Source organism: Sinomonas sp. RB5, assembly GCF_054063535.1.
In genome coordinates, this window is the sequence record NZ_JBSSGJ010000009.1 from 83297 (window position 1) to 107485 (window position 24189).

Here is a 24189-nt window from a genome sequence, read left to right on the forward strand (position 1 = left end):
GGGACCGCGACGCACGACGGCGGCCCTCCCCTCGCGCGGGGAGGGCCGCCGTCGTCTGCGGTCGGCTCGGGCGCCGGGTGGGCTACCGGCGGTAGTTGGGCGCCTCGACGGTCATCATGATGTCGTGCGGGTGGCTCTCCTTGAGGCCCGCCGAGGTGATGCGGACGAACTTGCCCTTGGCCTTGAGCTCGTCGATGGTGTGGGCGCCGACGTAGAACATGGTCTGGCGCAGGCCGCCGATGAGCTGGTGGGCCACGGCCGAGAGCGGGCCGCGGTAGGGGACCTGGCCCTCGATGCCCTCGGGGATGAGCTTCTCGTCGCTGGGCACGTCCGCCTGGAAGTAGCGGTCCTTCGAGTAGGAGGTGTTCTTCCCACGCGTCTGCATCGCGCCGAGCGAGCCCATGCCGCGGTAGGCCTTGAACTGCTTGCCGTTCATGAACACGAGGTCTCCGGGGGCCTCGGCGGTGCCGGCCAGGAGGGAGCCGAGCATGACCGAGTCGGCGCCGGCGACGATCGCCTTGCCGATGTCGCCCGAGTGCTGCAGGCCGCCGTCGGCGATGAGCGGGACTCCGGCGGGGAGCGCGGCCTTCGAGGACTCGTAGATCGCGGTGATCTGGGGCACGCCGACGCCCGCGACGACGCGGGTGGTGCAGATCGAGCCCGGGCCGACGCCGACCTTGATCGCGTCCGCGCCCGCGTCGACGAGCGCCTGGGCGCCCTCGCGCGTGGCGGCCTGGCCGCCAATGATGTCCACGTGCGCGGCGGCCGGGTCCTTCTTGAGCCGGGCGATCATGTCGAGCACGCCCTGGGAGTGGCCGTTGGCCGTGTCCACGACGAGGACGTCCACGCCGGCCTCGACGAGGGCCATGGCGCGCTCGTAGCCGTCACCGAAGAAGCCGACGGCCGCGCCGACGCGGAGGCGGCCGGCCTCGTCCTTGGTGGCGTTCGGGTACTGGTCCGCCTTCTCGAAGTCCTTGACGGTGATGAGGCCCTGCAGGATGCCCATCTCGTCCACGAGCGGGAGCTTCTCGATGCGGTGCTTGCCGAGGAGGCCGATCACCTCGTCGCGGCCCACGCCCACCCGCGCGGTCACGAGCGGCATCGGGGTCATGACCTCGTGGACCTTGCGGGTCGCGAACTGGTCCTGCGGGATGAAGCGGGTGTCGCGGTTGGTGATGATGCCGAGCAGCTTGCGGTTCGCATCGACCACCGGCAGGCCCGAGACGCGGTAGTGCGCGCAGAGGTCGTCGAGCTCCCGCAGGGTCGCCTCGGGGCCCACGGTGACGGGGCGGGTGATCATCCCGGACTCGCTGCGCTTGACCTGGTCCACCTGGTCCGCCTGGTCCTGGATCGAGAGGTTGCGGTGCAGGATGCCGATGCCGCCCTGCCGGGCCAGGCTGATGGCCATGCGCGACTCCGTGACGGTGTCCATGGCGGCGGAGAGGATCGGCATGCCGAGGCGGATGCGCCGGGTCAGCCGCGTCGAGGTGTCCGCCTCGGACGGGATGACGTCCGTGGGGCCGGGCAGGAGCAGGACGTCGTCATACGTCAGGCCGAGGAAGCCGAACGGATCGTGGGCTGGGGTGGGCGTGGTCATGAGTGCTCCTTGGCCGTGTGCCGGGTGGGCATTGCAGGGGTGCGCTGATGACCAGCCAGTGCTTACGGGACTGGTCTGCTGCGGTGGGTTCTATCCTAAACTTCCCCCGCCCCAGCGGGTATTCCGCGGGGCGGGCCGGGTGAGGAATGCCACACCCGGACCGCGCCGGACCGCGGCCGGACCGCGGCCTAGGACCAGCCGGTCGCGCGGGAGATGCGCTGGTCCAGGATCGAGGACATCGAGGCGGCGTAGGTCGCGCTGATGTGGTTGTCGTCCAGGTACACGTACACGTTCCCGATCACGCCCCCGCACTGGCCCTGGGGGCAGAGCATGTCGGTCATGTCGATCGGGTGGAAGCCCTTCGTGTAGGTCTTCGCGAGCGGTGCGAGCGGGTCCTCGGCGGCAAGCGCCTGGGAGACGGGCACGCGGCAGGAGTCCGGATCCGAGCCGGCCACGCAGTCGGCCATGTTGAAGGTGAAGCGCGGGTTGTCGCGCAGTGCGATGACGTTGACGTCCTCGGCCTGGAAGGTCTTCAGGAGGTCCTCCAGGCCCGGCGTGGTGGTCTCCTGGGGGCTCGACGGCGCGGCCGCCGTGCCGACGAGCACCACGGCGTCCGGCTTGTGGGCCGCGATCTGCTGGACCACGGCGCGGTTGAACTGGTCGCACTCGTCCCCGTCGTCCCGGCGCGGGGGCTGGAACTGGCAGCCGCCCTTGAGGAGCTGGTAGAGGCGCCAGTTGCGCTGCTGGGCGATCGGGGCGAGGGCGCCGAGCCACTGCTGGGCGTGCGAGTTCCCCACCACGAGCACCGTCTTGGACGCGCCCGTGGCGCCGACCTGGGTGCAGCCGTGGTCACGGAGCGCGTCGGAGAGGCCGAGGTCGTCGTCGCACGGGTTCGGCAGGGCCGCCCAGTCCGACGGGAGCTTGTCCGCGGCGGGCAGGATCTCGGCCTTCGGATCGGGGTGGCCGTTGTAGCCGGGCACCAGCACGGCGGCGCCCGGGTTGTCCCGCGAGGCGTTGGCGAGGGCGCGGTGGTTCGCCGCGTCGAGGGAGGTCTGGACGCTGCCCACGAGGACCGCGACGGCCGCGCCGCACGCGGCGAGCGAGATGAGTCCCCGCCGTCGGTTCTTCTCGGGCCACGCCCAGGCGCGCCACGGGCGGTCGATGAAGCGCGTGGTCAGGTATGCCAGGACCACCGAGCCGGCGATCGCCGCGCTGCCGGAGAGCCAGCCCATCCGCTCCTTGCCGGAGACGGCGAGGGCGATGACGAGGACCGGCCAGTGCCACAGGTAGAGGCTGTAGGAGATGTCGCCGAGCTTGCGCAGCGGCGGAGTGTCCAGCAGCCGGTGGACGCCCCACCGGCCGCCGGAGTCGGCGGCGAGGATCACGGCGGAGGCCGAGAGCGTGGGCCACAGGGCCGCGGCGCCGGGGAACATGCCGTCCACCCGCAGGATGAGCCCGCAGGTGACGATCCCGGCGAGGCCGATCCAGCCGGCGATCGCCGCCACGCGCGCCGGCAGGTCGACGCGCTGCGCGACCAGTGCCACGAGGGCCCCGAGGGCGAACTCCCACAGGCGGGCGAACGTGTCGAAATAGGCCTCGGACTGGGACACGGCGGTGAAGTAGACGGAGTACGCGAGCGAGCAGAGGAAGATCGCCCCGAACACCTTCAGGAGCACGCCCCAGTAGTCCAGCGCGCGGGCCCGGCACAGGGCAGAGACCGCCACGAAGATCACCGGGAAGACGATGAAGACCTGCCCCTGGATCGAGAGCGACCAGAAGTGCTGGAACGGGCTCGCGAGGGCGTGGTCCCCGGCGTAGTAGTCCACGGCGTCCCGCTGCAGGACGAAGTTCTCGACATACCCCAGCGACGCCCAGGCCTGCTCGAGGACGGGACCGAGCCGCGTGGGCGGCAGGAACGCGAGCACGGCCACCACCGTGCCGATGATGGTCGCCACGGCAGGGGGCAGGAGGCGGCGGAAGGTGTGGATCCACCGCTTCACGAGCCCCACCCGCACGCCGCGTCGGTGCCGGTCGAGGAACTGCCCGGTCATGAGGAAGGCCGAGACGAGCAGGAACACGTCCACGCCCCCGGAGACCCGTCCGAGCCAGACGTGGTACGCGACCACGAGGCCGAGCGCGACGGCCCTCAGCCCCTGGATTTCGGGCCGGAACCCGCGCCTCGCCGACCGCGCGGTGCCCGTGGGCCGCTCCGGCTGACGGACCGGGTCCAGGGTCTCAGGGCGCGCCGGCGTCACGTCGAGGGCCTCCTCAGGGCTGGGGCGGAAGCTCCCAGTCTAGACGAGGCCGCCACTCATCACGTAAGGCCAGCCGCTGAAAGACGCTGCCCGAGGATGGTCGCCATCGACGCCGAATAGGTCCTCGTGACGTGGTTGTCGTCGAGGTAGACGTACGTGTTGCCGATGACCCCGTGGCACACGCCGCCCGGGCAGAGCAGGTCGGTCATGTCGATCTGCACGAAGTGCTGACGGTGCGCGGCCGCGAAGTCGGCGAGCGGGTTCTTGGGGGCCAGCAGGGACGACTGTGGGGCGCTGCACTTGGGCGACGAGGCGCCGTTGCGCGCCACGCAGTCGGCCATGTTGAACGTGAAGCGCGGGTTGTCGCGGACCGCTACCACGGTGGAGCCCTTCGCCGTCAGCGCGGCGACGACGGCGTCGAGTCCCGGCGAGAGCGTCTCCGCGGGCGAGGACGCCGCAGCCACGGTGCCGACCATGAACACGGTCCCGGGCGGGTTCGCCGTGAGGTAGGCGGCCACGGAGGCGTTGAACGCGTCGCAGTCGGGGTTGCCGGACTTGGTGGTGGGCGCATAGATGCAGCCGCCCTTCAGCAGGGAGACGACGCGCTCCCCGCGCTGCTCGGCCACCGGCTCGAGGGCGGCCATCCACTGCTCGGAGTGCGAGTCGCCGACCACCACGATGGTCTTGGCCTCGCTCGCCGCGACCGCGTTCATCCCGCAGACGGAGGCGAGGGAGTCGGGGACCTTGAGGTCGCTCGAGCACTTCTTGGGCAGCCCGTACCAGTCGGTGGGCACCTTCTGGGCCACCGGTATGAGGCTCGCCGTGGAGGAGGCCTTGTCGTCGTAGTCCGGGTCGAGGGCCTTGGCTCCCGGGTTGTCGACGGCGGCACGGGCCTCGACCTGCGAGGTGGTGGTCTGCACGCTGCCCTGCACCGCGGCGATCGGCGCGACGCCGACGAGCACGCACGCGGCCACCCCGGCGAACCCGTTGCGCAGGCGCAGCTCCGGCCACCGCCATGCCCGCCACGGGGTGTCGACGAAGCGGATCGTCGCCCAGGCGAGCAGCACCGAGACGAGGATGGCCAGGGTGCCGAGGAGCCAGCCGGCTTCCCCACGCTGGCGCCAGGTGAGGGCGATCACGAGCACGGGCCAGTGCCACAGGTAGAGGCCGTAGGAGATGTCCCCGAGCTTCCGCAGCGGCTTCGAGGCGAGGACCTGGTGGACGCCGAAGCGGCCGCCGTGCTGGGCAGCGAGGATCACCGCCGCCGCCGAGAGCGTGGGCCACAGCGCGATCGCGCCGGGGAAGAGCCCCTGGACGTCGAGCACAAGCCCGCAGGCCACGATCGAGGCCACGCCGCCCCAGCCCATCACGAGCGCCGCGCCCTGCCCGATGCGCACGCGGTCGATCGCGAGCGCGAGGAGGCTGCCGAGCGCGAACTCCCAGATGCGGGCCGGCAGGGAGAAGTACGCCTGCACCTGGTCCGCGGCGGTGAACCAGACCGAGAACGCGAACGAGGCGGCGAAGACCGCCGCGAAGCCCACGGTGAGGACCTTCTCGTAGGCGAGGCCCCGGCGTCGTGCGAAGGCTCCGAGCGCCACGAAGACCAGCGGGAAGAGGATGAAGATCTGCCCCTGGATCGAGAGCGACCAGAAGTGCTGGAAGGGACTCGCGAGCGAGTGGTCCTGGGCGTAGTAGTCCACGGCGTCGCTCTGCAGGAGCCAGTTCTCCACATAGCCGAGGGACGCCGCGCCCTCCCGGAGCACGTCCCCCCACCGCGTGGCGGGGAGGAAGATGACGGCGGCGATCACGGTTCCGGCGATCGTCACGGCGGCGGCGGGAAGAAGACGCCGGAAGACGTGCAGCCAGTGCCGGAGCAGGTGGGTGCGCTCGCCGCGGCGGTGCCGGGCCACGAACTGGCCGGTCATGAGGAACGCGGAGACCATGAGGAACACGTCGACCCCGCCGGAGACGCGCCCGAGCCACACGTGGTAGAGCACCACCAGCGCCACGGCGACCGCCCTCAGGCCCTGGATCTCCGGTCGGAAGACACGCCCCCCACTCGCTTGCCTGTGTCCTTCGGCCACCACGCCAGCCCCACTCTCCTTCACGTCAGCCGATTTTCCTGCCCCTCCATTGCGCCCCGCCCACCTGTGCGTTCCCTGTGAGCGGCGTTGCCCCTCCCTATGCAAAGCACCCCGGCACGCGGGGCCCTGCCGGACGGACGACGGCGGCCGCGCCCCTCGTGCGGGAGGGGCGCGGCCGCCGTCGTGCTCGCCTGAGCGGGAGGGCCAGCCTCAGTGGCTGTGGCCCCCGTGGGCGTCCTCGGCCTCGGCCGGCTTGTCCGCCACGAGGGTCTCCGTGGTCAGGACGAGGGCCGCGATCGAGGCGGCATTCCGCAGCGCGGAGCGGGTCACCTTGACCGGGTCGATGATGCCGGCCGCGAGGAGGTCCTCGTACTCGCCCGTCTTGGCGTTGAAGCCGTGGTTCACCTCGGCCTCGGCCACGCGGGCGGCGACGACGTAGCCGTCGTGCCCGGCGTTCTGGGCGATCCAGCGCAGCGGCTGGACGAGCGCGCGGCGCACGATCGAGACGCCCACCGCGGCGTCGCCGTCGAGGGCCTTGACGTCGGCGTCCTCGTCGAGGGCGCGGACCGCGTGCACGAGGGCGGAGCCGCCGCCGGCCACGATGCCCTCCTCGAGGGCTGCGCGGGTCGAGGACACGGCGTCCTCGATGCGGTGCTTCTTCTCCTTGAGCTCGACCTCGGTGGCCGCGCCGACCTTGATCACGCCGATGCCGCCGGCGAGCTTGGCGAGGCGTTCCTGGAGCTTCTCGCGGTCCCAGTCCGAGTCGGTGCGGTCCAGCTCGGCGCGCAGCTGCGCGACGCGGGCCTGCACATCCTCGGCCGTGCCGGCGCCGTCGACGATGGTCGTGTTGTCCTTCGTGACGGTGATGCGGCGCGCGGTGCCGAGCTGCTCGAGGCCGACCTGGTCCAGGGAGAGGCCGACCTCCGGGGAGACGACCTGCGCGCCGGTGAGGGTCGCGATGTCCTGGAGCATGGCCTTGCGGCGGTCGCCGAAGCCCGGGGCCTTGACGGCCACGACGCTCAGGGTGCCGCGGAGGCGGTTGACGATCAGCGTCGAGAGGGCCTCGCCGTCCACGTCCTCGGCGATGACGAACAGCGGCTTCGAGGCGGAGAGGACCTTCTCGAGGAGCGGCAGGAAGTCCTGCAGCGAGGAGATCTTGCCCTGGTGGATGAGGATGAGCGCGTCCTCGAGGACGGCCTCCTGGCGCTCCGCGTCCGTGACGAAGTACGGCGAGAGGTAGCCCTTGTCGAACTGCATGCCCTCGGTGAGCACGAGCTCGGTCTGGGTGGTCGAGGCTTCCTCGATGGTGATGACGCCGTCCTGGCCCACCTTGTCGAAGGCTTCGGCCAGAAGCTCGCCGATCTCGTCGGACTGGGCGGAGATCGCCGCGACGTTCGCCACGTCGCGGCCCGAGACCTCGCGGGCGTTCTCCTTCAGGCGGGCGGCGACGGCCTCGACCGCCACCTCGATGCCGCGCTTGACCTCGCCGGGCGCCGCACCGGCGGTCACGTTGCGCAGGCCCTCCTTGACGAGGGCCTGGGCGAGGACGGTCGCCGTCGTCGTGCCGTCGCCGGCGACGTCGTTGGTCTTGGTGGCGACCTCCTTGGCGAGCTGGGCGCCGAGGTTCTCGTACGGGTCGTCGAGCTCGACCTCGCGGGCGATCGTCACGCCGTCGTTCGTGATCGTGGGCGCGCCCCACTTCTTGTCGAGGACCACGTTGCGGCCGCGCGGGCCGAGGGTGACCTTGACGGTGTCGGCGAGCTTGTCGACGCCCGTCTCGAGGGCCTTGCGCGCGGCGTCGCTGAATGCGAGCTGCTTAGCCATTCGCTACTCCTGTGTCTGGATCAAGTGTCTGGATCAAGCACGACACCCCGGCCGCAGTGAAACGGCCGGGGCGCAGCGCGGGAGCGTTACTTGACGACGATCGCCAGGACGTCGCGGGCCGAGAGCACGAGGTACTCGGCGCCGCCCGTCTTGACCTCGGTGCCGCCGTACTTGGAGTAGAGGACGACGTCGCCGACGGTGACGTCCACGGGCACGCGGTTGCCGTTGTCATCGACGCGGCCGGGGCCGACGGCGACGACCTCGCCCTCCTGCGGCTTCTCCTTCGCGGTGTCCGGGATCACGAGGCCGGACGCGGTGGTCTGCTCGGCCTCGAGCGGCTTGACGACAATGCGATCCTCGAGGGGCTTGATGGAGACCGACACGGATCTCTCCTTTACATCAACGGGTCACGGATGGTGAGCCGGGCAAGCAACCGTCGTCGCGGGTGCCGGGAGCGTGCCTGACAGGGTTAGCACTCGGCACGGCCGAGTGCTACTGGCGACTCTAGTGAGCACGCTGGCACTCGGTCAAGGCGAGTGCCAACTGGGTGTCGGGAAGGGGCCGGGAACCGGGGCGTTGGCGGGTGCACCCGAGGGGTCCGGCACCGGGGGCCTATTCGCCCGCGAGCTCGTCGTAACCGAGGTCGTCGCCGTCGTCGTCGGCGTCGAGGCCGCGCGTGGCGTACATGACGGCGACCGAGACCACGAGCGCGACGCCGCCCACGACGAGGGCGACGATTGCCCCGATCTTGGCGCCGAGGAACTGGTCCCGCAGCGACCGCGCCTCGTCCGTGGCGTCGCTGATGTTCTTGCCGCCCACCGAGTAGACGGTGGCGTTGAAGGCATCCAGGGCCATCACCACGACGAGCAGCACGGCGGCGACCACTGTGATGACGATGCCCGCGATGAGCACGGGCCGGGCGTACGGCCGGAGCCGGGTGAGGAGGCCCGCCCCCTCCGGTCGAGCTGGAACGGGATCGACGCTGGGGCTGGTCTCCATGCCCACCAGCCTATCCAATGAGCTGCGGGCGCGGAGCGCACTACGCTGGATGGCATGCCCGACGACCGACATGCCCCGGACCAGCTGGCCCCTCTGCTGACACCCGAGGGCTGGGCACTGCTCAACTCGCTCGGCCCCTACCGCGAGGAGGACGCCCTCGCGATCAGCGGCCGGCTCCGCAAGGCGGGGCACTCCCCCGAGCTCGTCTCGGCGGTCCTCTCCCAGTCCCGGCTCCGCGCCCGCGCCGCCGCCAAGTTCGGCGGGTTCGCCTCCAGCATGCTCTTCACTCGGGCCGGCCTCGAGCAGGCCACCCGGCTCTCCGTCGCGGCCCGCCACGCCCGGCGGTTCGTCGACGCCGGCGTCCGGCGTGTCGCGGACCTCGGATGCGGGCTCGGCGCGGATGCCATGGCCATGGCGTCCCTCGACCTCGAGGTCACCGCGGTGGAGCTCGACGAGACCACCGCCGCGTGCGCCACGATGAACCTCATGCCGTTCCCGCAGGCCCGGGTCGTGCACGCCGACGCCCAGTCGGTGGACCTCGCCGGGGTGGACGGGGTCTGGCTCGACCCCGCCCGGCGTTCGACGTCGGCCTCCGGCACCACCCGCCTGTGGGACCCAGAGGAGTTCTCGCCGCCGCTGAGCTTCGTCGAGGGGCTCGCCCGCCGCGGACTGCCCGTGGGCGTGAAGCTGGGCCCGGGCCTGCCCCACGAGTCGGTGCCCGCGGGCTGCGAGGCCCAGTGGGTCTCGGTGCAGGGTGACGTCGCCGAGGTCGCCCTGTACTTCAACGCGCTCAAGCGGCCCACCGTGCGCAGGGCCGCCCTCGTGCTGGCGAGCGACGGCGCGGCGGAGCTCGTGGCCGAGACCGACTTCGGCGCCGGGGCCGAGCCGCGGATCGGCCCGCTCGAGGGCTTCCTCTACGAGCCCGACGGCGCCGTGATCCGGGCCGGGCTGGTGGCCGAGCTCGCCGAGCGCCTGGGCGGCACGCTCGTGGACCCGCACATCGCCTACATCTGCGCGCCCCAGCTCGTGCAGACGCCGTTCGCCAAGGCATACCGCGTGCTCGAGGTGCGGCCCTACAACGTCAAGGCACTGCGGGCGTGGGTGCGCGAGGAGGGCATCGGCGTGCTCGACATCAAGAAGCGGGGCGCCGCCGTCACGCCCGAGGAACTGCGCAGGGTGCTCCTCGCGGGCCAGCGCAAGGGTGCCACCGGCAAGGCCACGCTCGTGCTCACGCGCATCGGCGACGACCGCGTGGCCGCCGTGGTCGAGCCCGCCTGACCCGGGGTCACGCCTCACCCAACCCGGGGTCACGTCTCACCCGACCCGGGGTCACGCCTCACCCAACCCGGGGTCACCTCTCACCCACCCCGAGGTCACCTCTCACCCGCCCCGAGGTCACGTCCGAACCTGACCCCGCGTCCGCCCAAACCTGACCCCGCGTCCGCCCAAACCTGACCCCGGGTCCATCAAGACCTGACCCCGGGTCCATCAAGACCTGACCCCGGGGCGAGGCGTCACTGGGCGCGCATGAACTCCTCCGCGGCGCGCACCTGCTCGTCGGTCGGGCGCATGCCCGTGTAGAGGACGAACTGCTCGAGCGCCTGGATCGTCATGACCTCGGCACCGGAGATGACGGTCTTCCCCGCGGCGCGGCCGGCCTTGATGAGCGGCGTCTCCGCCGGGAGGGCCACGACGTCGAAGACGACGCGCGCGGCGTCGACCGCCGAGACCGGGAAGGACAGCGATTCGGCATCCGGGCCGCCCGCCATCCCGAGGGGGGTCACGTTGACCAGGACGTCCGCGGTGCGGTCCCCCAGCTCCGGGGCCCAGGCGAAGCCGTACAGCTCGGCCAGCCCGCGGCCCGCGGACTCGTTGCGGGCCACGATCGTCACGTCCGTGAAGCCCGCGTCGCGGAACGCCGCGGCGGTCGCCTTGGCCATGCCGCCGGAGCCGCGCAGCAGGACGGACCACGCGGGGTCCAGCGCGTTGCGCGCAATGAGCTGGGCGATCGCGGTGTAGTCGGTGTTGTAGGCGGTGAGCACGCCGGAGTCGTTGACGATGGTGTTGACCGAGTCGATCGCCGCCGCGGACGGGTCCATCCGGTCCACGAGCGCGATCACGTCCTCCTTGTACGGCATCGAGACCGCGCAGCCCCGGATCCCGAGCCCGCGCACCCCCGCGATGGCCTGGGCGAGGTCGGTCGGCGCGAACGCCTTGTAGATCCAGTTCAGCCCGAGCGCGTCGTAGAGGTAGTTGTGGAATCGCGTCCCGTTGTTGCTCGGCCGGGCCGAGAGGGAGATGCACAGCGTCATGTCTTTGTTGAGGATCGGCACGGCACAAGGCTAGTGCCGCGCCGACCCCACGCGCGCGGGCCTGCTAGCCCTGGCGCGCCGAGAGCCGCGGGCTCCTCTTGTTGATGACGAACGTCCTGCCCCGGCGGCGCACCACCTGCGCCCCCGGGACCTTCTTCAGCGCACGCAGCGAGTTGCGGACCTTCATGATGCTCCTTCCACTGGTTGATGAGAGCCGTTTGCAATAACAGAGTCTGGCCCTGCCGCATTCCCCGGTGTGCAATGGGAGCATGGAGCACACCGAGGGGGCCGCGGACGCCGCCAACCAGGCGCCCCCGCGGGCCGGGATCGACGAGTTCTCCGCCAACGCAGCCCTGGTCGACGGCGTCCGCCGGTTCGGCGCGAGCTGGGCCTCGGGAGAGCTCGCTGCGGTGGGGCGGCTGGTCGGGTCCGAGCAGTTCGCCGAGAACGCGCGGCTGGCCAACGTGCACCCGCCCCTGCTGCACGCCCTCGACCGGTACGGCGGGCGCCGCGACGAGGTCGAGTACCACCCCGCCTACCACCACGTGCTCGCCGCGGCGGTCGCGCACGGCGCCGACACCGCGGCGTGGGCGGACCCGAGGCCCGGCGCCCACGTGGCCCGGGCCGCCGCGTTCATGCTGTTCGCCCAGGTCGAGCCCGGCCACGCCTGCCCGGTCTCGATGACCCACGCCGCCGTCCCCGCCCTGTCGCGGCAGCCCGACGTCGCCCGCCTCTGGCTCCCCCGCCTCTACGGCGACGGCTACGAGCCCCGCCTCCTCCCGTCCGCCCGCAAGCCGGGAGCGCTCGTGGGGATGGCGATGACGGAGCGGCAGGGCGGCTCGGACGTGCGCTCCATCGCCACCTCGGCGCGCGACGCCGGCGACGGCGCCGCCCTGCTGACCGGGGCGAAGTGGTTCTGCTCGGCCCCCATGAGCGATGCCTTCCTCGTGCTCGCGCGGGAGCCGGATGGCCTCTCCTGCTTCCTCGTCCCGCGGGTGCTGGAGGACGGCGCGCGGAACCCGTTCCGGCTCGTGCGCCTGAAGTCGAAGCTCGGCAACCGGGCCAACGCCTCCGCCGAGGTCGACTTCGAGGACACCCTCGGATGGCGGATCGGCGAGCCCGGACGCGGGGTCCGGACCATCCTCGGCATGGTCCACGAGACCCGCCTCGACTGCATCCTCGGCACGGCGGCGGGCATGCGGCAGGCCGTCGCCGAGGCGCTCTGGCACGCGCGGCACCGGCGAGCGTTCGGGCGCCGCCTCGTGGACCAGCCCGCCATGGCCGCGGTCCTCGCCGACCTCGCCCTCGAGTACGAGGCGGCGGTGGCGCTCGGGCTGCGGCTCGCGGCCGCGGACGACGCCGTGTGGTCGCCGCCGGCGGGATCGGCCGCCGCCGCGGGGGACGCGCCGTCGTCCGTCCCGAGCCCCGCAGCATCGGAGCGCGCACGGCGCGAGCGGGCGTTCGCGCGGATCGCGACCGCCCTCGGCAAGTACTGGGTGTGCAAGCGCGGGCCGGGCCACGCGGCCGAGGCCCTCGAGTGCCTGGGCGGCAACGGGTACACCGAGGACTTCCCGCTGGCCATGCGGTACCGGGAGCAGCCGGTCATGGCGATCTGGGAGGGATCCGGCAACGTCGTGGCGCTCGACGTGCTGCGCGCCCTCGAGCGCGAGCCCGACTCCGCGGAGGCACTCGCCGAGGAACTCGAGCTCCACCGCGGCGCCCACCCGGCCCTGGACGCCCACCTCGAGCAGGCCCTCGCGCTCATGGCCGACGCCGCCCGCGAGCCCGGCGAGGCGCAGGCCTGGGCGCGGCGCCTCGCCGAGACGCTCGCGCTCGCCCTCCAGGCCACCCTCCTGCTCGACGGCGAGCCGGCCGTGGCCGAGGCCTTCATCGCCGCGCGCCTGGGGCCCGGCCGCGGGCTCGGATACGGCTGCCTGCCCGACGCGGCAAGGATGGGGGCCATCCTCGCCCGGGCCTGAGGACCCGTAGACTTGGGACCACTCGTGCACAGCCAGCCGGCGCCGCCGGCCTCACCCCCGGGGGTTCCACACTGGAGATCGACTTCGCGCCGTCCGAGCAGTCCACGATCGGACTCGAATGGGAGATGGCCCTCGTGGACAAGCACGGCGGCGAACTGGTCTCCCTGGCGCCCCAGATCCTCGAGCGTCTGACCGCCGAGCGCCCCGAGCTGTTCGGCGACACGCCCCGCATCCACCAGGAGCTCCTGCTCAACACGGTCGAGCTCGTGACCGGCGTGCACAGCACGGTCGGGGACGCTGTGGCGGACCTGGGCGAGTCGCTCGCGGCGGTGAGGAGCATCACGGACCGGGTCGGGGTCGAACTGTTCTCCGCCGGCAGCCACCCCTTCAGCCAGCCGCGGCTCCAGCCGGTGACGGACAAGGAACGCTACGCCAAGCTGATCGACCGCACCCAGTGGTGGGGGCGCCAGATGGTGATCTACGGGGTGCACGTGCACGTGGGCCTGGACCGGCGGGACAAGGCCATGCCCGTCCTCGACGCCCTCGTGAACTACTTCCCCCACTTCCAGGCGCTCTCCGCCTCGAGTCCCTTCTGGAGCGGGGAGGACACCGGGTACGCGTCGCAGCGGGCGCTCATGTTCCAGCAGCTGCCCACCGCGGGGCTGCCGTTCCAGTTCCCGGACTGGGCCGGGTTCGAGCACTATGTCGACGACATGCTCAAGACGGGCGTGATCGACCTCATCAGCGAGATCCGGTGGGACATCCGACCGGTGCCGCGCCTGGGCACGATCGAGATGCGCGTCTGCGACGGGCTCTCCACGCTCGAGGAGATCGGCGCCATCGGGGCGCTCACCCAGTGCCTCGTCGAGGAGGCGTCCCGCTCGCTGGACGCCGGCGAGCAGATCCCCACGATGCCGCCGTGGCACGTGCAGGAGAACAAGTGGCGCGCTGCGCGCTACGGCCTCGACGCGATCATCATCCTCGACGCCGAGGGCAACGAGCGGCTCGTCACGGAGCACCTCGCCGAGACGCTCGACCGGCTCGCGCCTATTGCCGAGGACCTGGGCTGCGCCAAGGAACTGCGCGGCATCGAGGGCATCATCACCCGCGGCGCCGGCTACCAGCGTCAGCGCCGGGTGGCCGAGGCCCACGGCGGGGACCTGCGCGCCGTGGTGCTCGAGGAGGCCCGGCTGATGCGCGAGGGCTACGCGTGAGCACCCGCCCCCAGCGGCGCTCCGCCCTGCGGATCGTCTTCCTGCTCGTGATCGTGGCCGTGGTGCTCGCGGCGACCTCGCACGGGCAGGCGGCGCTGTGGGTCGCCGCTGCGGCGGCCGTGTACGCGCTCGTCGAGGGGCTGCTGGCCTGGCGCGCACGGCGGTAGCGGGCATTTCGACACAACTCACGCGGCGAACGGCCCCGTTCCGGCCCGCTTCCGGGCTGACCTGTGTCGATATGCCCGGGTCACGTCCGCCACGACCGCGCCGACCCACCTCCGGTGCCCCATGATGTGCTCCCACGAGAACCGCAGGACGACCCGTCCGGCCCGCACCAGTTCGTTGTACCGCGTGCAGTCACGGTGCAGGTCCTCGCGGCCCCCGTGCCACTCGAAGCTGTCCGCCTCGGTGACCACGGGGGTGTCCTCACTGCCGAGGTCCACCACGTAGGGCCCGCCCGCGGTCATGATCCGCATCTGCGGCCGGAGGACCACACCTGCCTCGAGGCACGCCGCCCGGAGCCCGGATTCGAAGGGGTTCGCGGCCCTGGCGTCCATGTGCTCCAGGACCAACCGCTGAGCCGACCGGTTCCGCCCGGTCCACGTCGCGGCCGCGGCCTCCAGCCCCTCCGGGGTGACGAGCCCGCGCCGGAGCGCGGAGTCGGCAATGGCAAGGGCTTCGGCGAAGGGCAGGGCGGCCGCGCAGTCGAGCACCGTGCGGGTGGGGGACGTCGCGGTCACCATGCCCACGTGCCAGAGATCCTGAGGCGGCAGGAGGCGGGTGACGATCGTGGCACCGGGACGGGGGCGGACCTTGATGCCCCGGGCCACCGCAAGCTCCACGTGCCGCGGCCGGTGCAGCACCCCCATGCCGTGGGCGAGCGCCGCCGACCGGCCGTAGAGCACGGCCCCGCACTCGAGTGAGAGCCGGTGAGAGGCCGCGACCGAGGCCAGAGCGTAGGCGCCGTGGCCGGCCCGGACGACTTCTCCGTCCTCGACGGCGCGTTCGAGGGCACGCCGGCCACAGCTGCGTCGCAGTTCGTCGAAGGGCGCGCTGCCGCCGGCCGCTGCCAGCACTTCCAAAGGTCCGCTCATGGGCACAGCATGGCCCGGATCACGAGAGGGCCCCGGCTGCCGTCAGTGCTATGTGGACAACGGGCCGCGGGCATTTCGACACAACTCGCGGTCCGACGGGGCCTCCGGAGGGCCGTTTCGGCGCTGAGGTGTGTCGATATGCCCACTCGGCCGCGGGCCGCCGCCTACCGGGCGACGACCGTGGTGACCGGCAGCGACGACTCGGGCGCGACCTCGAGCCCGCTGGGCTCCCCGCCGTCCATGATCACGCGGGCGGCGAGGGCAGCGACCATGGCGCCGTTGTCCGTGCACAGCGAGAACCGGGGCACGGCCAGGGAGATCCCGGCCTCCTCGCACCGCTGCCGGGTGAGCTCGCGCAGCCGTGAGTTGGCGGCCACGCCCCCACCGAGCAGCAGATTCTGGATCCCCTGCTCGCGGCAGGCCAGGATCGCCTTGGAGGTGATGACGTCCACCACGGCCTCCTGGAACGAGGCCGCGATGTCCGCGACCGGCACCGGCTCCCCAGCGGCCTCGAACTGCTCGACGCACCGCGCCACCGCGGTCTTGAGCCCGGAGAACGACCAGTCGTAGCGGTGGGGGCCGGGCTCCTCGGCCGTGCCCATGTACTTGGGCTGCGTGAGCCCGCGCGGGAAGCGGATGGCCTTGCGGTTGCCCTCGCGCGCGAGTCTGTCGATCACCGGGCCGCCCGGGTACCCGAGGCCCAGCAGCCGTGCGACCTTGTCGTAGGCCTCGCCGGCGGCGTCGTCGATCGTGGAGCCCAGGAGCTCCACGTCGCCGGCGATGTTCCGCACCCGCAGCACCTCGGTGTGGCCGCCCGAGACGAGCAGGGCGCCCAGGTGCGGCGGCAGCTCGCCCTCGTAGACGCCGTCGTCGAGCAGGCCGACGCCCACGTGGGCCACGAGATGGTTCACGGCGTAGAGGGGCTTGCCCGTGGCGACCGCGAGCGCCTTCGCGCCGCACACCCCCACCATGAGCGCGCCGGCGAGGCCGGGGCCGGTGGTGACGGCGAGCGCGTCGATCTCCTCGAGGGTCACGCCGGCGGTGTGGAGGGCCTCGCGCAGGGTGGGGACGAGGGCGTCGAGGTGGGCGCGGGAGGCGATCTCGGGGATCACGCCGCCGAACCGGACGTGCTCGTCCATGGAGGAGGAGACGGTGTTGGCCAGCAGCGTGGTGCCGCGCACGATCCCCACCCCGGTCTCGTCGCACGAGGACTCGATGCCCAGGACGAGCGGCTCCTGGCGGTTCATTCGCTCTCCTCTCCCGCGGGTGCGGCCGGTCCGCCGGCCCGCAGCGGCAGCTGCATGATGAGCGCGTCGGCACCGTCGCGGTAGTAGCGCCGGCGCATGTGGATCTGGTTGAAGCCGAAGCGGCGGTAGAGGGCCTGCGCGCGGGGGTTGTCCGCGCGGACCTCCAGCAGCACGTCCTCGGCGCCGCGGCGCCGGGCCTCCGCGATGAGCTCGGCCAGGACGGCGGAGCCGATGCCGCGGCCCTCCCGCTCGGGCACCACGGCGATGGTCTGGACGTCGGCGATCGGCTGGACGCACATCACCCCGGCGTACGCGACGATCCGGGCCCCCTCCGGCGCGGACTCCTCGGCGACGTAGTAGCGGCGGGTCTCCGGCTGGCTGAGCTCGTCGCGGAACATCTGCTCGGGCCATGCGTCGACGGGGAACAGGGCGCGCTCGAGGGCGTGGACCGCGGACACGTCCGCCTCCGTCATGTCGCGGAGCACGACGCCGGCCGGCAGCCGGGCGGGCACCTCGCCGTTCACAGGGCGCGCTTCCGGGGGCCCGGGACCTGGGCATCGGAGTCGCGCAGGTACAGCGGCGTGGTGTCCAGCAGGGGCGCGCCGGCGCCGAGGCGGGCGGCCGCGACGAGCCCGAGCGAGGCCGCTGCAGGCTGCGCCTGCGCGAACGCCTCGTCAACGCTCGCCCCGGCGTCCTCGAGCTGCCACCGGTAGAGGCCTGCGCCCGCGCCGTACGCGGGGAGGCTGGGCAACTGCTGCGGCGCGGTCACGTGCGGGCCGTCCACCAGGGTGCCGTCGGCGGCGTACTGGGCCCAGTACAGCTCGCGCCGGCGGGCGTCGATGGCCACGGTGAACCCGTCCGCCGGGGCTCCGGACTCCACGACGTCCCAGGCCAGCGCATCGAGGCTCATGACCCCGTCCAGGGGCACATCCCAGGCGAAGGCGAGCGCGCGCGCCGTCGCGATGCCGGAGCGCAGGCCCGTGAAGGGGCCCGGCCCGACGCCGACGACGATGCGGGCGATGTCCGCGCCCGCGAGCTCCTGCTCGGCCAGGAGGGCCCGGATGCCGGGGGCGAGGACCTCGGCGTGGGAGCGGGTGTCCTCCGTGGCGAAGGAGGCGAGCACCGCGGCGCCCGCGGCCTCGGGGACGAGGGGCTCGTGGCAGCGGATCAGCGCGGCCGAGGCGACCGCGGAGGTGTCGATGGCGAGGATGATCACCGGTCCTCCTCCGGGGTGTGGGTCGCGGCGGCATCGAGCGCTGCGGGATCCACGCGCTCGACGGCGGCCCAGTGCACGCCGGGGTGCTGCGCCCAGCGGGGGCCATAGGCGCGGATCAGGACGAGGCGGGGCTCGTCGTCGTCCTCGGTGTCGAAGTCGAGGGTGGGCGCGCCATCCGGAGCGCCAGCGGCGGGGGGCGCGGCGTGCGGCCGGCGCAGCTCGATGTCGAGGCGGCTGTCGGAGAGGTCCTCGACGAGCCCGCGGCCCCACTCGACCACCGTGACGGCGGAGTCGGCCCAGTTCTCGAGGTCCAGGTCGGTGATCTCGCCGTGGCCGCTGAGCCGGTAGGCGTCCACGTGGACGAGGTCCGGGCCGCCCGGGCGGGGGCCGTGGATCAGGTTCGGGTGGATCCGGACCAGCACGAAGGTCGGGGAGATGATGCCGGGCCGGACGCCGAGGCCCTCGCCGAGCCCCTGGGTGAAGGTGGTCTTCCCGGCACCGAGCTCGCCGGTGAGGACCACGAGGTCGCCCGCCCCGAGCACCCCACCGAGCGCCGCGCCGAGGGCCTGGGTCTCCTCCGCGGAGGCCGGCGCGAACGCGGCCTCCCACTCCGGGGCGCCGCTCATGCGCCCTCCCCCACGTAGACCCGCGGGACGCGCTGGCTGATGCGCGTGACGATCTCGTAGTTGATGGTGCCGGTGGCCCGCGCCCAGTCGTCGGCAGTGGGGCCGCCGTCGGCGCCGGACCCGAACAGGACGGCCTCCGCGCCGGCGAGCTCGGCCGGGTCCGCGGAGGCGCCGAGGTCCACCACGATCTGGTCCATCGCCACGCGGCCGGCCACGGGGTAGGTGCGCCCGGCGATCCGGACCGGGCCGCGGTCGGAGGTGCGCGGGACGCCGTCGGCATAGCCGAGGGGGACGAGCCCGAGCGCGCCGGCGGAGGCGGTGCGGTAGGTGAGCCCGTAGCTCACGCCCTGGTCCGCGGGGACGCGCTTGGCCTGGGAGAGCGTGGCGCGCAGGGTCATGGCCGGGCGCAGGTGCAGGTCCGCGGAAGTCTGCTCGGCGAACGGGGAGAGCCCGTAGATCGAGATGCCCGCGCGCACGAGGTCGAAGTGGGCGTCCGGCCGCGAGAAGATGGCGGGCGAGTTGGCGATGTGGCGGACGTCGAGGTCGCAGCCGGCGTCCTCGGCGAGGGCCACGGCCTCACGGAACGCGTCCAGCTGCGCGTCGGTCTCGGGGCGCTCGGGCTCGTCGGCCACGGCGAGGTGGCTGAACACGCCGGCCACGCGCAGCAGGCCCTCGTCCTGGTACTCGACGGCCTCCCCGACCACGGCCTCCCACCGGTCCGCCGTGACGCCGTTGCGGCCCAGGCCCGTGTCGATCTTGAGGTGCACGCGCGCGGGGCGCTCCTGCTCGCGGGCCGCGGCCACGATCGCCTCGAGCTCCCAGCCCGAGCAGCCCAGGTCGATCCCGGCCGCGACGGCGGCGGAGAAGTTGGAGTCCGGGGTGTGCAGCCAGGCCAGGATCGGCGCGTCGATGCCCGCCGCGCGGAGGGCCAGCGCCTCGCTGATGTGCGCGACGCCGAGCCACGAGGCGCCGGCCTCGAGGGCGGCGCGGGCCACCGGAACGGCCCCGTGCCCGTACCCGTCCGCCTTCACCACGGCCATGACCCGGGCCGGCTCCGCGACCTTGCGGACCACCCCCACGTTGTGGCGGATCGCGTCGAGGTCGATCACGGCGGCGCGCTCCGGGAGGCGGGTGCTGGGCATGGCGGAAGGGGCAGTGGTCGGCTCGGAGGTCACCACCCGAGTCTACTCGGGGCGCACGACGCCGCCCGGCCGGCTCGGGCGTCCCGTCCGGGGCCACGTAGCCTAGGGGACGTGCAGCACCGTGACCGCGTGGCGATGATCTCCCTCCACACGTCCCCCCTGGAGCAGCCGGGCGCTGGGGACGCGGGCGGGATGAACGTCTATGTCGCCCAGCTCGCGCGCTCCCTGGCCGCCGGCGGCGTGGGGGTGGACATCTACACCCGGGCCACTGCCCCGGGCCAGCCGGCCACGGTGGACCTCGCTCCGGGCGCGCGTGTGCACCATCTGGCCGCGGGGCCGCAGCGCCGCCTGGCCAAGGAGCAGATGCCCCCGCTCGTGGAGGAGTTCGCCGCGGCGATGCTCGCGAGGATCATGGACGCGGCGGGCGCCGGGCAGCCGCGTCCGCGGATCGTGCACAGCCACTACTGGGTCTCGGGCCTCGCGGGCCTCGAGGTGGCGGGCGCCCTGGGAGTTCCGCTCGTGCACACGATGCACACGATGGCCCGGGTGAAGAACCAGCACCTGGCCGCCGGCGACGTGCCCGAGCCGAGCAACCGCGAGCGCGGCGAGCAGCGGCTGGCGGACGAGGCGGCCCGCTTCACGGCCAACACCTCGGCCGAGCGGGACGAGCTGGTCCGCCACTACGACGTGGACGACGACCGCATCGACGTGGTCTCCCCCGGGGTGGACCTGGGCGTGTTCCGCCCGGCGTTCCGGGGCCGGTCCCGCAGCGCCCGCGGGGTCGGCGCCGAGGAGTTCCATGTGCTCTTCGCCGGCAGGATCCAGCGGCTCAAGGGCCCGCAGGTCCTCGTCGCGGCGGCGGCGGAGCTCCGGCGCCGCCGACCGGACATCCCCCTGCGCGTCTCCATCATCGGTGCCCCGAGCGGCTCGGCGGGGCTCGATCTCGACCTGCTCGCGCAGAGCGAGGGCCTGCGCGGCGTGGTCCACCGCCTCCCGCCCGTGCCCGCGGAGGAACTGGCCGAGTGGTTCCGGTCAGCGGACGCGGTGGCGATGCCGAGCTTCTCAGAGTCGTTCGGGCTCGTGGCGCTGGAGGCGCAGGCCTGCGGGACGCCAGTGGTCGCGGCACGGGTGGGCGGGCTGACCCAGGCCGTGTGCGACGGCCGGACGGGCTTCCTCGTGGACGGCCATGAGCCGTCGGCGTGGGCGGCGGTCCTCGAGCAGCTGCACGACGACCCGGAGACCCGCGGCGACCTCGGCCGCGCGGCCTCGATCTACGCCGAGCGCTTCGGCTGGGAGCAGACCGCCGAGGGCACCCGCGCCGCCTACCGCGCGGCGCTCCACGAACTGGCGGGCCTCCGCCTCCCCTGACCGCGGCGTCGCCCGGAGGAGCGGGCACGCGGACGACGGCGCGTGGCCGCCTTCGCGACATCCGGCACCGGAGGCTCCACCCGCCGTCGTGCCTCCCACCCGGCTACGGCACCCGAGGGGCGACCTCACGCACCGCGGGGTGACCTCGCGCGCCCGCCGCCCCACCTCGGCGGTTCGCGGGTAGGGTGGCGCCATGACCGCCACGGCACCGTCGCCCAGCGCCAGCCCGGACTCGAGCGCCACGGGCGCCCTCGTCCGCTCGGACCTCGAGATCGCCCGGGCCGCGACGCTCAGGCCCATCGTCGAGATCGCCGCAGCGGCGGGGATCCCGGAGGACGCGCTCGAGCTCTACGGGCGGTACAAGGCCAAGATCGACCTCTCCCGGCTGGGCGCCGAGGACCGCCACGGACAGGTCGTGCTCGTCACGGCGATCTCCCCCACCCCGGCCGGCGAGGGCAAGTCGACCCTCACGGTCGGCCTCGCGGACGCCCTCGCCCGCGCGGGGAAGCGGACCATGATCGCCATCCGCGAGCCGAGCCTCGGCCCCATCCTCGGCATGAAGGGCGGCGCGACGGGCGGCGGCCTGTCCCAGGTGCTGCCCATGGAGGACATCAACCTCCACTTCACCGGCGACTTCCACGCCATCACGGCCGCGAACAACGCCCTGTGCGCCCTGATCGACAATCACATCTTCCAGGGCAACGCCCTGGACATCGACCCGCGCCGCGTCACGTTCAAGCGCGTCATGGACATGAACGACCGCGCCCTGCGCAGCATCGTGATCGGCCTCGGCGGCCCGGCCCAAGGCGTGCCGCGCGAGGCCGGGTTCGACATCACCGTGGCCTCCGAGGTCATGGCAGTGTTCTGCCTCGCCTCCTCGGCGGCGGATCTCAAGGAGCGCCTGGGCCGCATCACGTTCGGCTACACCTACGGCCGCAGGCCCCTCACGGTCGCGGACCTCGGCGCCGCCGGGGTGATGGCCATGCTCCTCAAGGATGCGATCAAGCCCAACCTCGTCCAGACCATCGCCGGCACCCCGGCCCTGGTCCACGGCGGCCCGTTCGCGAACATCGCCCACGGCTGCAACTCGGCCCTCGCGACCACGACGGCGCGCCGCCTCGCCGACGTGGTGGTCACCGAGGCCGGGTTCGGGGCGGACCTCGGGGCCGAGAAGTTCATGGACATCAAGGCCCGCTACGCGGACGTGGCGCCCTCCGCGGTCGTGGTGGTCGCGACCGTGCGGGCTCTCAAGATGCACGGCGGCGTGCGCAAGGACGCGCTCACCGAACCCAACGTGGAGGCGCTCGCGCGCGGCTTCGTGAACCTCGCCCGGCATGTGGAGAACGTGCGGAAGTTCGGCCTCGAGCCCGTGGTGGCGGTCAATCGGTTCGGGACGGACGCGCCCGAGGAGCTCGACGCCGTCGTGCGCCTGTGCCGCGGGGGCGGCGTCCGCGTCGCGGTGGCGGACGTGTGGGGCCGCGGCGGCGGGGGCGACGGCGGCGACGACCTCGCGCGGGAGGTGCTCGCCGTGCTCGAGGCGCCGGGGACGCTCAGGCACCTCTATCCGCTCGAGATGGGCGTCGAGGAGAAGATCGGCACGGTGGTGCGCGAGGTCTACCGCGGCGCCGGCGTCGAGTTCTCCGACCAGGCGCGGCGGACGCTGCAGCAGATCCACGAGAACGGTTGGGACAGCCTGCCGGTGTGCATGGCCAAGACGCAGTACTCGTTCTCCGACGACCCGTCGCTGCTCGGCGCGCCGGAGGGCTTCACGGTGCACGTGCGCGAGCTGTGGCCGCGCACGGGCGCCGGGTTCATCGTCGCCGTCACTGGCTCGCTCATGACCATGCCGGGTCTGCCGAAGCAGCCGGCCGCGCTGCGCATGGACCTCGACGGCGAGGGCCAGGTCACCGGCCTCTTCTGACGGGCCCCGAGCGGGGCCCGCCCGAGCGGCGCCCGCCCGAAAGCGCGGTCAGCTCCGCGAGAACCACCGCGGGCCGAGGAGGCCCTCGAGCCGGACGCGGCGTTCAGGGCACAGCACGCCGCCGTGGTCCGCCCGCCGCTGGGCCTCGATCCACAGGCCGAGGCGCGCCTCGTCGGGCTCCTTCGCGGTGCGCTCGGGCACCCGGCCGCACTCCTCCACGAACGCCTCGAGCCGGCCGAGCAGGGCCGCGAACTCGTTGTCGTCCAGCTGCCTCGGATCCTCGATTCCTGCGATCTGCCTCGACAGGATCCGCCACATCGCGTTGTCCACTTCGCCCCCCATGACGCTGTGATTCCCATGCGGGACCTATTTTACATGTAAAATCCGAAAAATGCTGCCAATGAGCACGAGCCCCCGGGTCCGAGGGAGCGCCCCCCACGAAGTCCATACAACGCTCCCTCGGCCCGGCGGGCTCAATTTCTAAAAATAGTGGGGATATGTCTATTCGCGCCACCAAGAGAGTGTGAAGGCACCCCGCTATCCAATGTTCCCGCCCTGGAGGAAGGAGGCCCCATGAAGCTGGGTGAGCTTGCCGCGCGGACCGGGACCCCGGCCGCGACCATCAAGTTCTACCTCCGCGAGGGCCTCCTGCCCGCCGGGAGGGCCGTCAACGCCACGCTGGCCGACTACGGCGACCCGCACGTGCGCCGGCTCGGCACGATCCGGGTGCTCCGCAAGGGCCTCGGGCTCAGCGTGGCGACAGTGCGGGCCATCGTGGACCTCATCGAGGGCGGCGAGGACCGCATCGAGGTGATGAAGGCCCTCCGGTCCGTGGTCCTGGGGCTGGGCACGCCGCAACCGGGACGCACCGAAGCAGCCAGCAGGGTGGTCCGCGAGCGCGGCTGGCCGGACGTCCCGACGGCGGCGCGGGCGGCGCTGGACGACCATCTCGAGGCCATGGAGCGTCTGGGCGCGCCGGTGTCGGAGCGCGTGCTCAGCGCCTACGCGGAGGCCGCGGACCTCATCGCCGCCGCGGACGTTGCGGATGTGGACGGCGCCGGGGACCTCGAGGACCTCGTCTCCCGCGCGGCCGTCGGGATGCACATGAACCGCCAGCTCGTGCTGCGCCTCGTGGCGCTCGCGCAGACGAGCCGCTCAATCCTGCACTACGGGCCGACCATGTCCGGGCCGAGCCGCCTCGCGCCGCCCTCACCCGACCACGACTAGAGGCGGGCGGACGACGCCGGGTGCCTGCCCGGCGTCGTCCGCCCGCCTCGGGTGCCACTCGCCCGAGGCATCCGCCCCGGGCGC

The 24189-nt window shown here is 72.9% G+C and carries 22 protein-coding genes; 7 read left to right on the forward strand and 15 right to left on the reverse strand.

The features are described 5' to 3' along the window. Positions 1-82 precede the first annotated feature (82 nt). The 6 genes from guaB to ACVWWH_RS12115 all read right to left on the reverse strand — a co-directional run bounded on the left by guaB (position 83) and on the right by ACVWWH_RS12115 (position 8759). Positions 83-1597, reverse strand: coding sequence for an IMP dehydrogenase (guaB, locus tag ACVWWH_RS12090; RefSeq protein WP_066499126.1), 1515 nt, complete (start codon positions 1595-1597; stop codon positions 83-85). Between the two features lie 188 nt (positions 1598-1785). Continuing rightward, positions 1786-3852: an acyltransferase family protein gene (locus ACVWWH_RS12095; protein WP_457316741.1), complete on the reverse strand. Its 2067-nt coding sequence runs from the start codon at positions 3850-3852 to the stop codon at positions 1786-1788. A gap of 59 nt (positions 3853-3911) precedes the next feature. Next, a complete protein-coding gene (locus tag ACVWWH_RS12100) occupies positions 3912-5960 on the reverse strand; it encodes an acyltransferase family protein (protein WP_457316742.1) in 2049 nt (682 codons plus the stop codon). A 186-nt stretch (positions 5961-6146) separates the two neighbouring features. After that, the gene (groL, locus tag ACVWWH_RS12105) at positions 6147-7760 is read right to left on the reverse strand and encodes a chaperonin GroEL (RefSeq protein WP_457316743.1); all 1614 of its coding nucleotides are present in this window, start codon (positions 7758-7760) and stop codon (positions 6147-6149) included. 86 nt (positions 7761-7846) lie between these two features. Next, positions 7847-8143 carry a co-chaperone GroES gene (gene groES, locus ACVWWH_RS12110; RefSeq protein WP_066499141.1) on the reverse strand — a complete coding sequence of 99 codons (297 nt, stop codon included), beginning with the start codon at positions 8141-8143 and terminating at the stop codon, positions 7847-7849. Between the two features lie 229 nt (positions 8144-8372). Continuing rightward, positions 8373-8759, reverse strand: coding sequence for a hypothetical protein (locus ACVWWH_RS12115; protein ID WP_066502576.1), 387 nt, complete (start codon positions 8757-8759; stop codon positions 8373-8375). A gap of 54 nt (positions 8760-8813) precedes the next feature. Between ACVWWH_RS12115 and ACVWWH_RS12120 the strand changes: the two genes are divergently transcribed. Then, complete coding sequence (locus tag ACVWWH_RS12120; RefSeq protein ID WP_457316744.1) at positions 8814-10037, forward strand: THUMP-like domain-containing protein; 1224 nt, start codon at positions 8814-8816, stop codon at positions 10035-10037. 236 nt (positions 10038-10273) lie between these two features. On the opposite strand, the gene ACVWWH_RS12125 is transcribed toward ACVWWH_RS12120, so the two are convergent. After that, positions 10274-11092, reverse strand: coding sequence for a shikimate 5-dehydrogenase (locus ACVWWH_RS12125; protein ID WP_457316745.1), 819 nt, complete (start codon positions 11090-11092; stop codon positions 10274-10276). A 43-nt stretch (positions 11093-11135) separates the two neighbouring features. Beyond that, complete coding sequence (locus ACVWWH_RS12130) at positions 11136-11258, reverse strand: ribosomal protein bL36 (protein ID WP_066499146.1); 123 nt, start codon at positions 11256-11258, stop codon at positions 11136-11138. Positions 11259-11340: 82 nt separating this feature from the next. On the opposite strand from ACVWWH_RS12130, the gene ACVWWH_RS12135 reads away from it, so the two are divergent. The 3 genes from ACVWWH_RS12135 (at position 11341) to ACVWWH_RS12145 (ending at position 14431) form a co-directional block, all read left to right on the forward strand. Continuing rightward, positions 11341-13050, forward strand: coding sequence for an acyl-CoA dehydrogenase family protein (locus ACVWWH_RS12135; protein ID WP_457316746.1), 1710 nt, complete (start codon positions 11341-11343; stop codon positions 13048-13050). 71 nt (positions 13051-13121) lie between these two features. Continuing rightward, positions 13122-14264, forward strand: a complete 1143-nt coding sequence (locus ACVWWH_RS12140) for a glutamate--cysteine ligase (RefSeq protein WP_447421812.1) — start codon at positions 13122-13124, stop codon at positions 14262-14264. Continuing rightward, complete coding sequence (locus ACVWWH_RS12145) at positions 14261-14431, forward strand: hypothetical protein (protein WP_447419444.1); 171 nt, start codon at positions 14261-14263, stop codon at positions 14429-14431. The genes ACVWWH_RS12140 and ACVWWH_RS12145 overlap by 4 nt, the downstream gene beginning before the upstream one ends. 18 nt (positions 14432-14449) lie before the next feature. Here ACVWWH_RS12145 and ACVWWH_RS12150 read toward each other — a convergent pair whose 3' ends face one another. The 6 genes from ACVWWH_RS12150 to alr all read right to left on the reverse strand — a co-directional run bounded on the left by ACVWWH_RS12150 (position 14450) and on the right by alr (position 19589). After that, positions 14450-15358, reverse strand: coding sequence for a type IV toxin-antitoxin system AbiEi family antitoxin domain-containing protein (locus ACVWWH_RS12150; protein ID WP_457316747.1), 909 nt, complete (start codon positions 15356-15358; stop codon positions 14450-14452). Between the two features lie 164 nt (positions 15359-15522). Then, complete coding sequence (gene tsaD, locus ACVWWH_RS12155) at positions 15523-16605, reverse strand: tRNA (adenosine(37)-N6)-threonylcarbamoyltransferase complex transferase subunit TsaD (RefSeq protein ID WP_457316748.1); 1083 nt, start codon at positions 16603-16605, stop codon at positions 15523-15525. Then, positions 16602-17078 (reverse strand): ribosomal protein S18-alanine N-acetyltransferase, encoded by a 477-nt coding sequence (gene rimI, locus ACVWWH_RS12160; protein ID WP_457316796.1) that lies wholly within the window; start codon positions 17076-17078, stop codon positions 16602-16604. The genes tsaD and rimI overlap by 4 nt, the downstream gene beginning before the upstream one ends. 47 nt (positions 17079-17125) lie before the next feature. Further along, entirely contained in the window at positions 17126-17821 is a 696-nt protein-coding gene (tsaB, locus tag ACVWWH_RS12165; RefSeq protein WP_066499155.1) for a tRNA (adenosine(37)-N6)-threonylcarbamoyltransferase complex dimerization subunit type 1 TsaB, read from the reverse strand. After that, the gene (tsaE, locus tag ACVWWH_RS12170) at positions 17818-18447 is read right to left on the reverse strand and encodes a tRNA (adenosine(37)-N6)-threonylcarbamoyltransferase complex ATPase subunit type 1 TsaE (protein ID WP_457316749.1); all 630 of its coding nucleotides are present in this window, start codon (positions 18445-18447) and stop codon (positions 17818-17820) included. The genes tsaB and tsaE overlap by 4 nt, the downstream gene beginning before the upstream one ends. Beyond that, positions 18444-19589 (reverse strand): alanine racemase, encoded by a 1146-nt coding sequence (gene alr, locus ACVWWH_RS12175; RefSeq protein WP_457316797.1) that lies wholly within the window; start codon positions 19587-19589, stop codon positions 18444-18446. The genes tsaE and alr overlap by 4 nt, the downstream gene beginning before the upstream one ends. A gap of 135 nt (positions 19590-19724) precedes the next feature. Between alr and mshA the strand changes: the two genes are divergently transcribed. Together mshA and ACVWWH_RS12185 are read left to right on the forward strand one after the other, a co-directional pair. Continuing rightward, entirely contained in the window at positions 19725-20957 is a 1233-nt protein-coding gene (mshA, locus tag ACVWWH_RS12180) for a D-inositol-3-phosphate glycosyltransferase (protein ID WP_457316798.1), read from the forward strand. Between the two features lie 193 nt (positions 20958-21150). Further along, positions 21151-22878 (forward strand): formate--tetrahydrofolate ligase, encoded by a 1728-nt coding sequence (locus ACVWWH_RS12185; RefSeq protein WP_457316750.1) that lies wholly within the window; start codon positions 21151-21153, stop codon positions 22876-22878. 48 nt (positions 22879-22926) lie between these two features. Here the strand turns inward: ACVWWH_RS12185 and ACVWWH_RS12190 are convergent, their stop codons facing one another. Beyond that, positions 22927-23220: a helicase associated domain-containing protein gene (locus ACVWWH_RS12190; RefSeq protein ID WP_457316751.1), complete on the reverse strand. Its 294-nt coding sequence runs from the start codon at positions 23218-23220 to the stop codon at positions 22927-22929. Positions 23221-23451: 231 nt separating this feature from the next. On the opposite strand from ACVWWH_RS12190, the gene ACVWWH_RS12195 reads away from it, so the two are divergent. Beyond that, the gene (locus ACVWWH_RS12195; RefSeq protein WP_457316752.1) at positions 23452-24105 is read left to right on the forward strand and encodes a MerR family transcriptional regulator; all 654 of its coding nucleotides are present in this window, start codon (positions 23452-23454) and stop codon (positions 24103-24105) included. The last annotated feature ends 84 nt before the right edge of the window (positions 24106-24189 follow it).

Bases quoted from the DNA above. Each gene is read 5' to 3' on its own strand.
- ACVWWH_RS12120 (WP_457316744.1), top strand. From the start codon at position 8,814: ATGCCCGACGACCGACATGCCCCGGACCAGCTGGCCCCTCTGCTGACA.
- tsaD (WP_457316748.1), bottom strand. From the start codon at position 16,605: ATGAACCGCCAGGAGCCGCTCGTCCTGGGCATCGAGTCCTCGTGCGAC.
- rimI (WP_457316796.1), bottom strand. From the start codon at position 17,078: ATGACGGAGGCGGACGTGTCCGCGGTCCACGCCCTCGAGCGCGCCCTG.
- alr (WP_457316797.1), bottom strand. From the start codon at position 19,589: ATGCCCAGCACCCGCCTCCCGGAGCGCGCCGCCGTGATCGACCTCGAC.
- ACVWWH_RS12150 (WP_457316747.1), bottom strand. From the start codon at position 15,358: ATGAGCGGACCTTTGGAAGTGCTGGCAGCGGCCGGCGGCAGCGCGCCC.
- ACVWWH_RS12135 (WP_457316746.1), top strand. From the start codon at position 11,341: ATGGAGCACACCGAGGGGGCCGCGGACGCCGCCAACCAGGCGCCCCCG.
- mshA (WP_457316798.1), top strand. From the start codon at position 19,725: ATGATCTCCCTCCACACGTCCCCCCTGGAGCAGCCGGGCGCTGGGGAC.
- groL (WP_457316743.1), bottom strand. From the start codon at position 7,760: ATGGCTAAGCAGCTCGCATTCAGCGACGCCGCGCGCAAGGCCCTCGAG.
- ACVWWH_RS12185 (WP_457316750.1), top strand. From the start codon at position 21,151: ATGACCGCCACGGCACCGTCGCCCAGCGCCAGCCCGGACTCGAGCGCC.
- tsaE (WP_457316749.1), bottom strand. From the start codon at position 18,447: ATGAGCGGCGCCCCGGAGTGGGAGGCCGCGTTCGCGCCGGCCTCCGCG.
- guaB (WP_066499126.1), bottom strand. From the start codon at position 1,597: ATGACCACGCCCACCCCAGCCCACGATCCGTTCGGCTTCCTCGGCCTG.
- ACVWWH_RS12195 (WP_457316752.1), top strand. From the start codon at position 23,452: ATGAAGCTGGGTGAGCTTGCCGCGCGGACCGGGACCCCGGCCGCGACC.
- ACVWWH_RS12115 (WP_066502576.1), bottom strand. From the start codon at position 8,759: ATGGAGACCAGCCCCAGCGTCGATCCCGTTCCAGCTCGACCGGAGGGG.
- ACVWWH_RS12130 (WP_066499146.1), bottom strand. From the start codon at position 11,258: ATGAAGGTCCGCAACTCGCTGCGTGCGCTGAAGAAGGTCCCGGGGGCG.
- ACVWWH_RS12190 (WP_457316751.1), bottom strand. From the start codon at position 23,220: ATGGGGGGCGAAGTGGACAACGCGATGTGGCGGATCCTGTCGAGGCAG.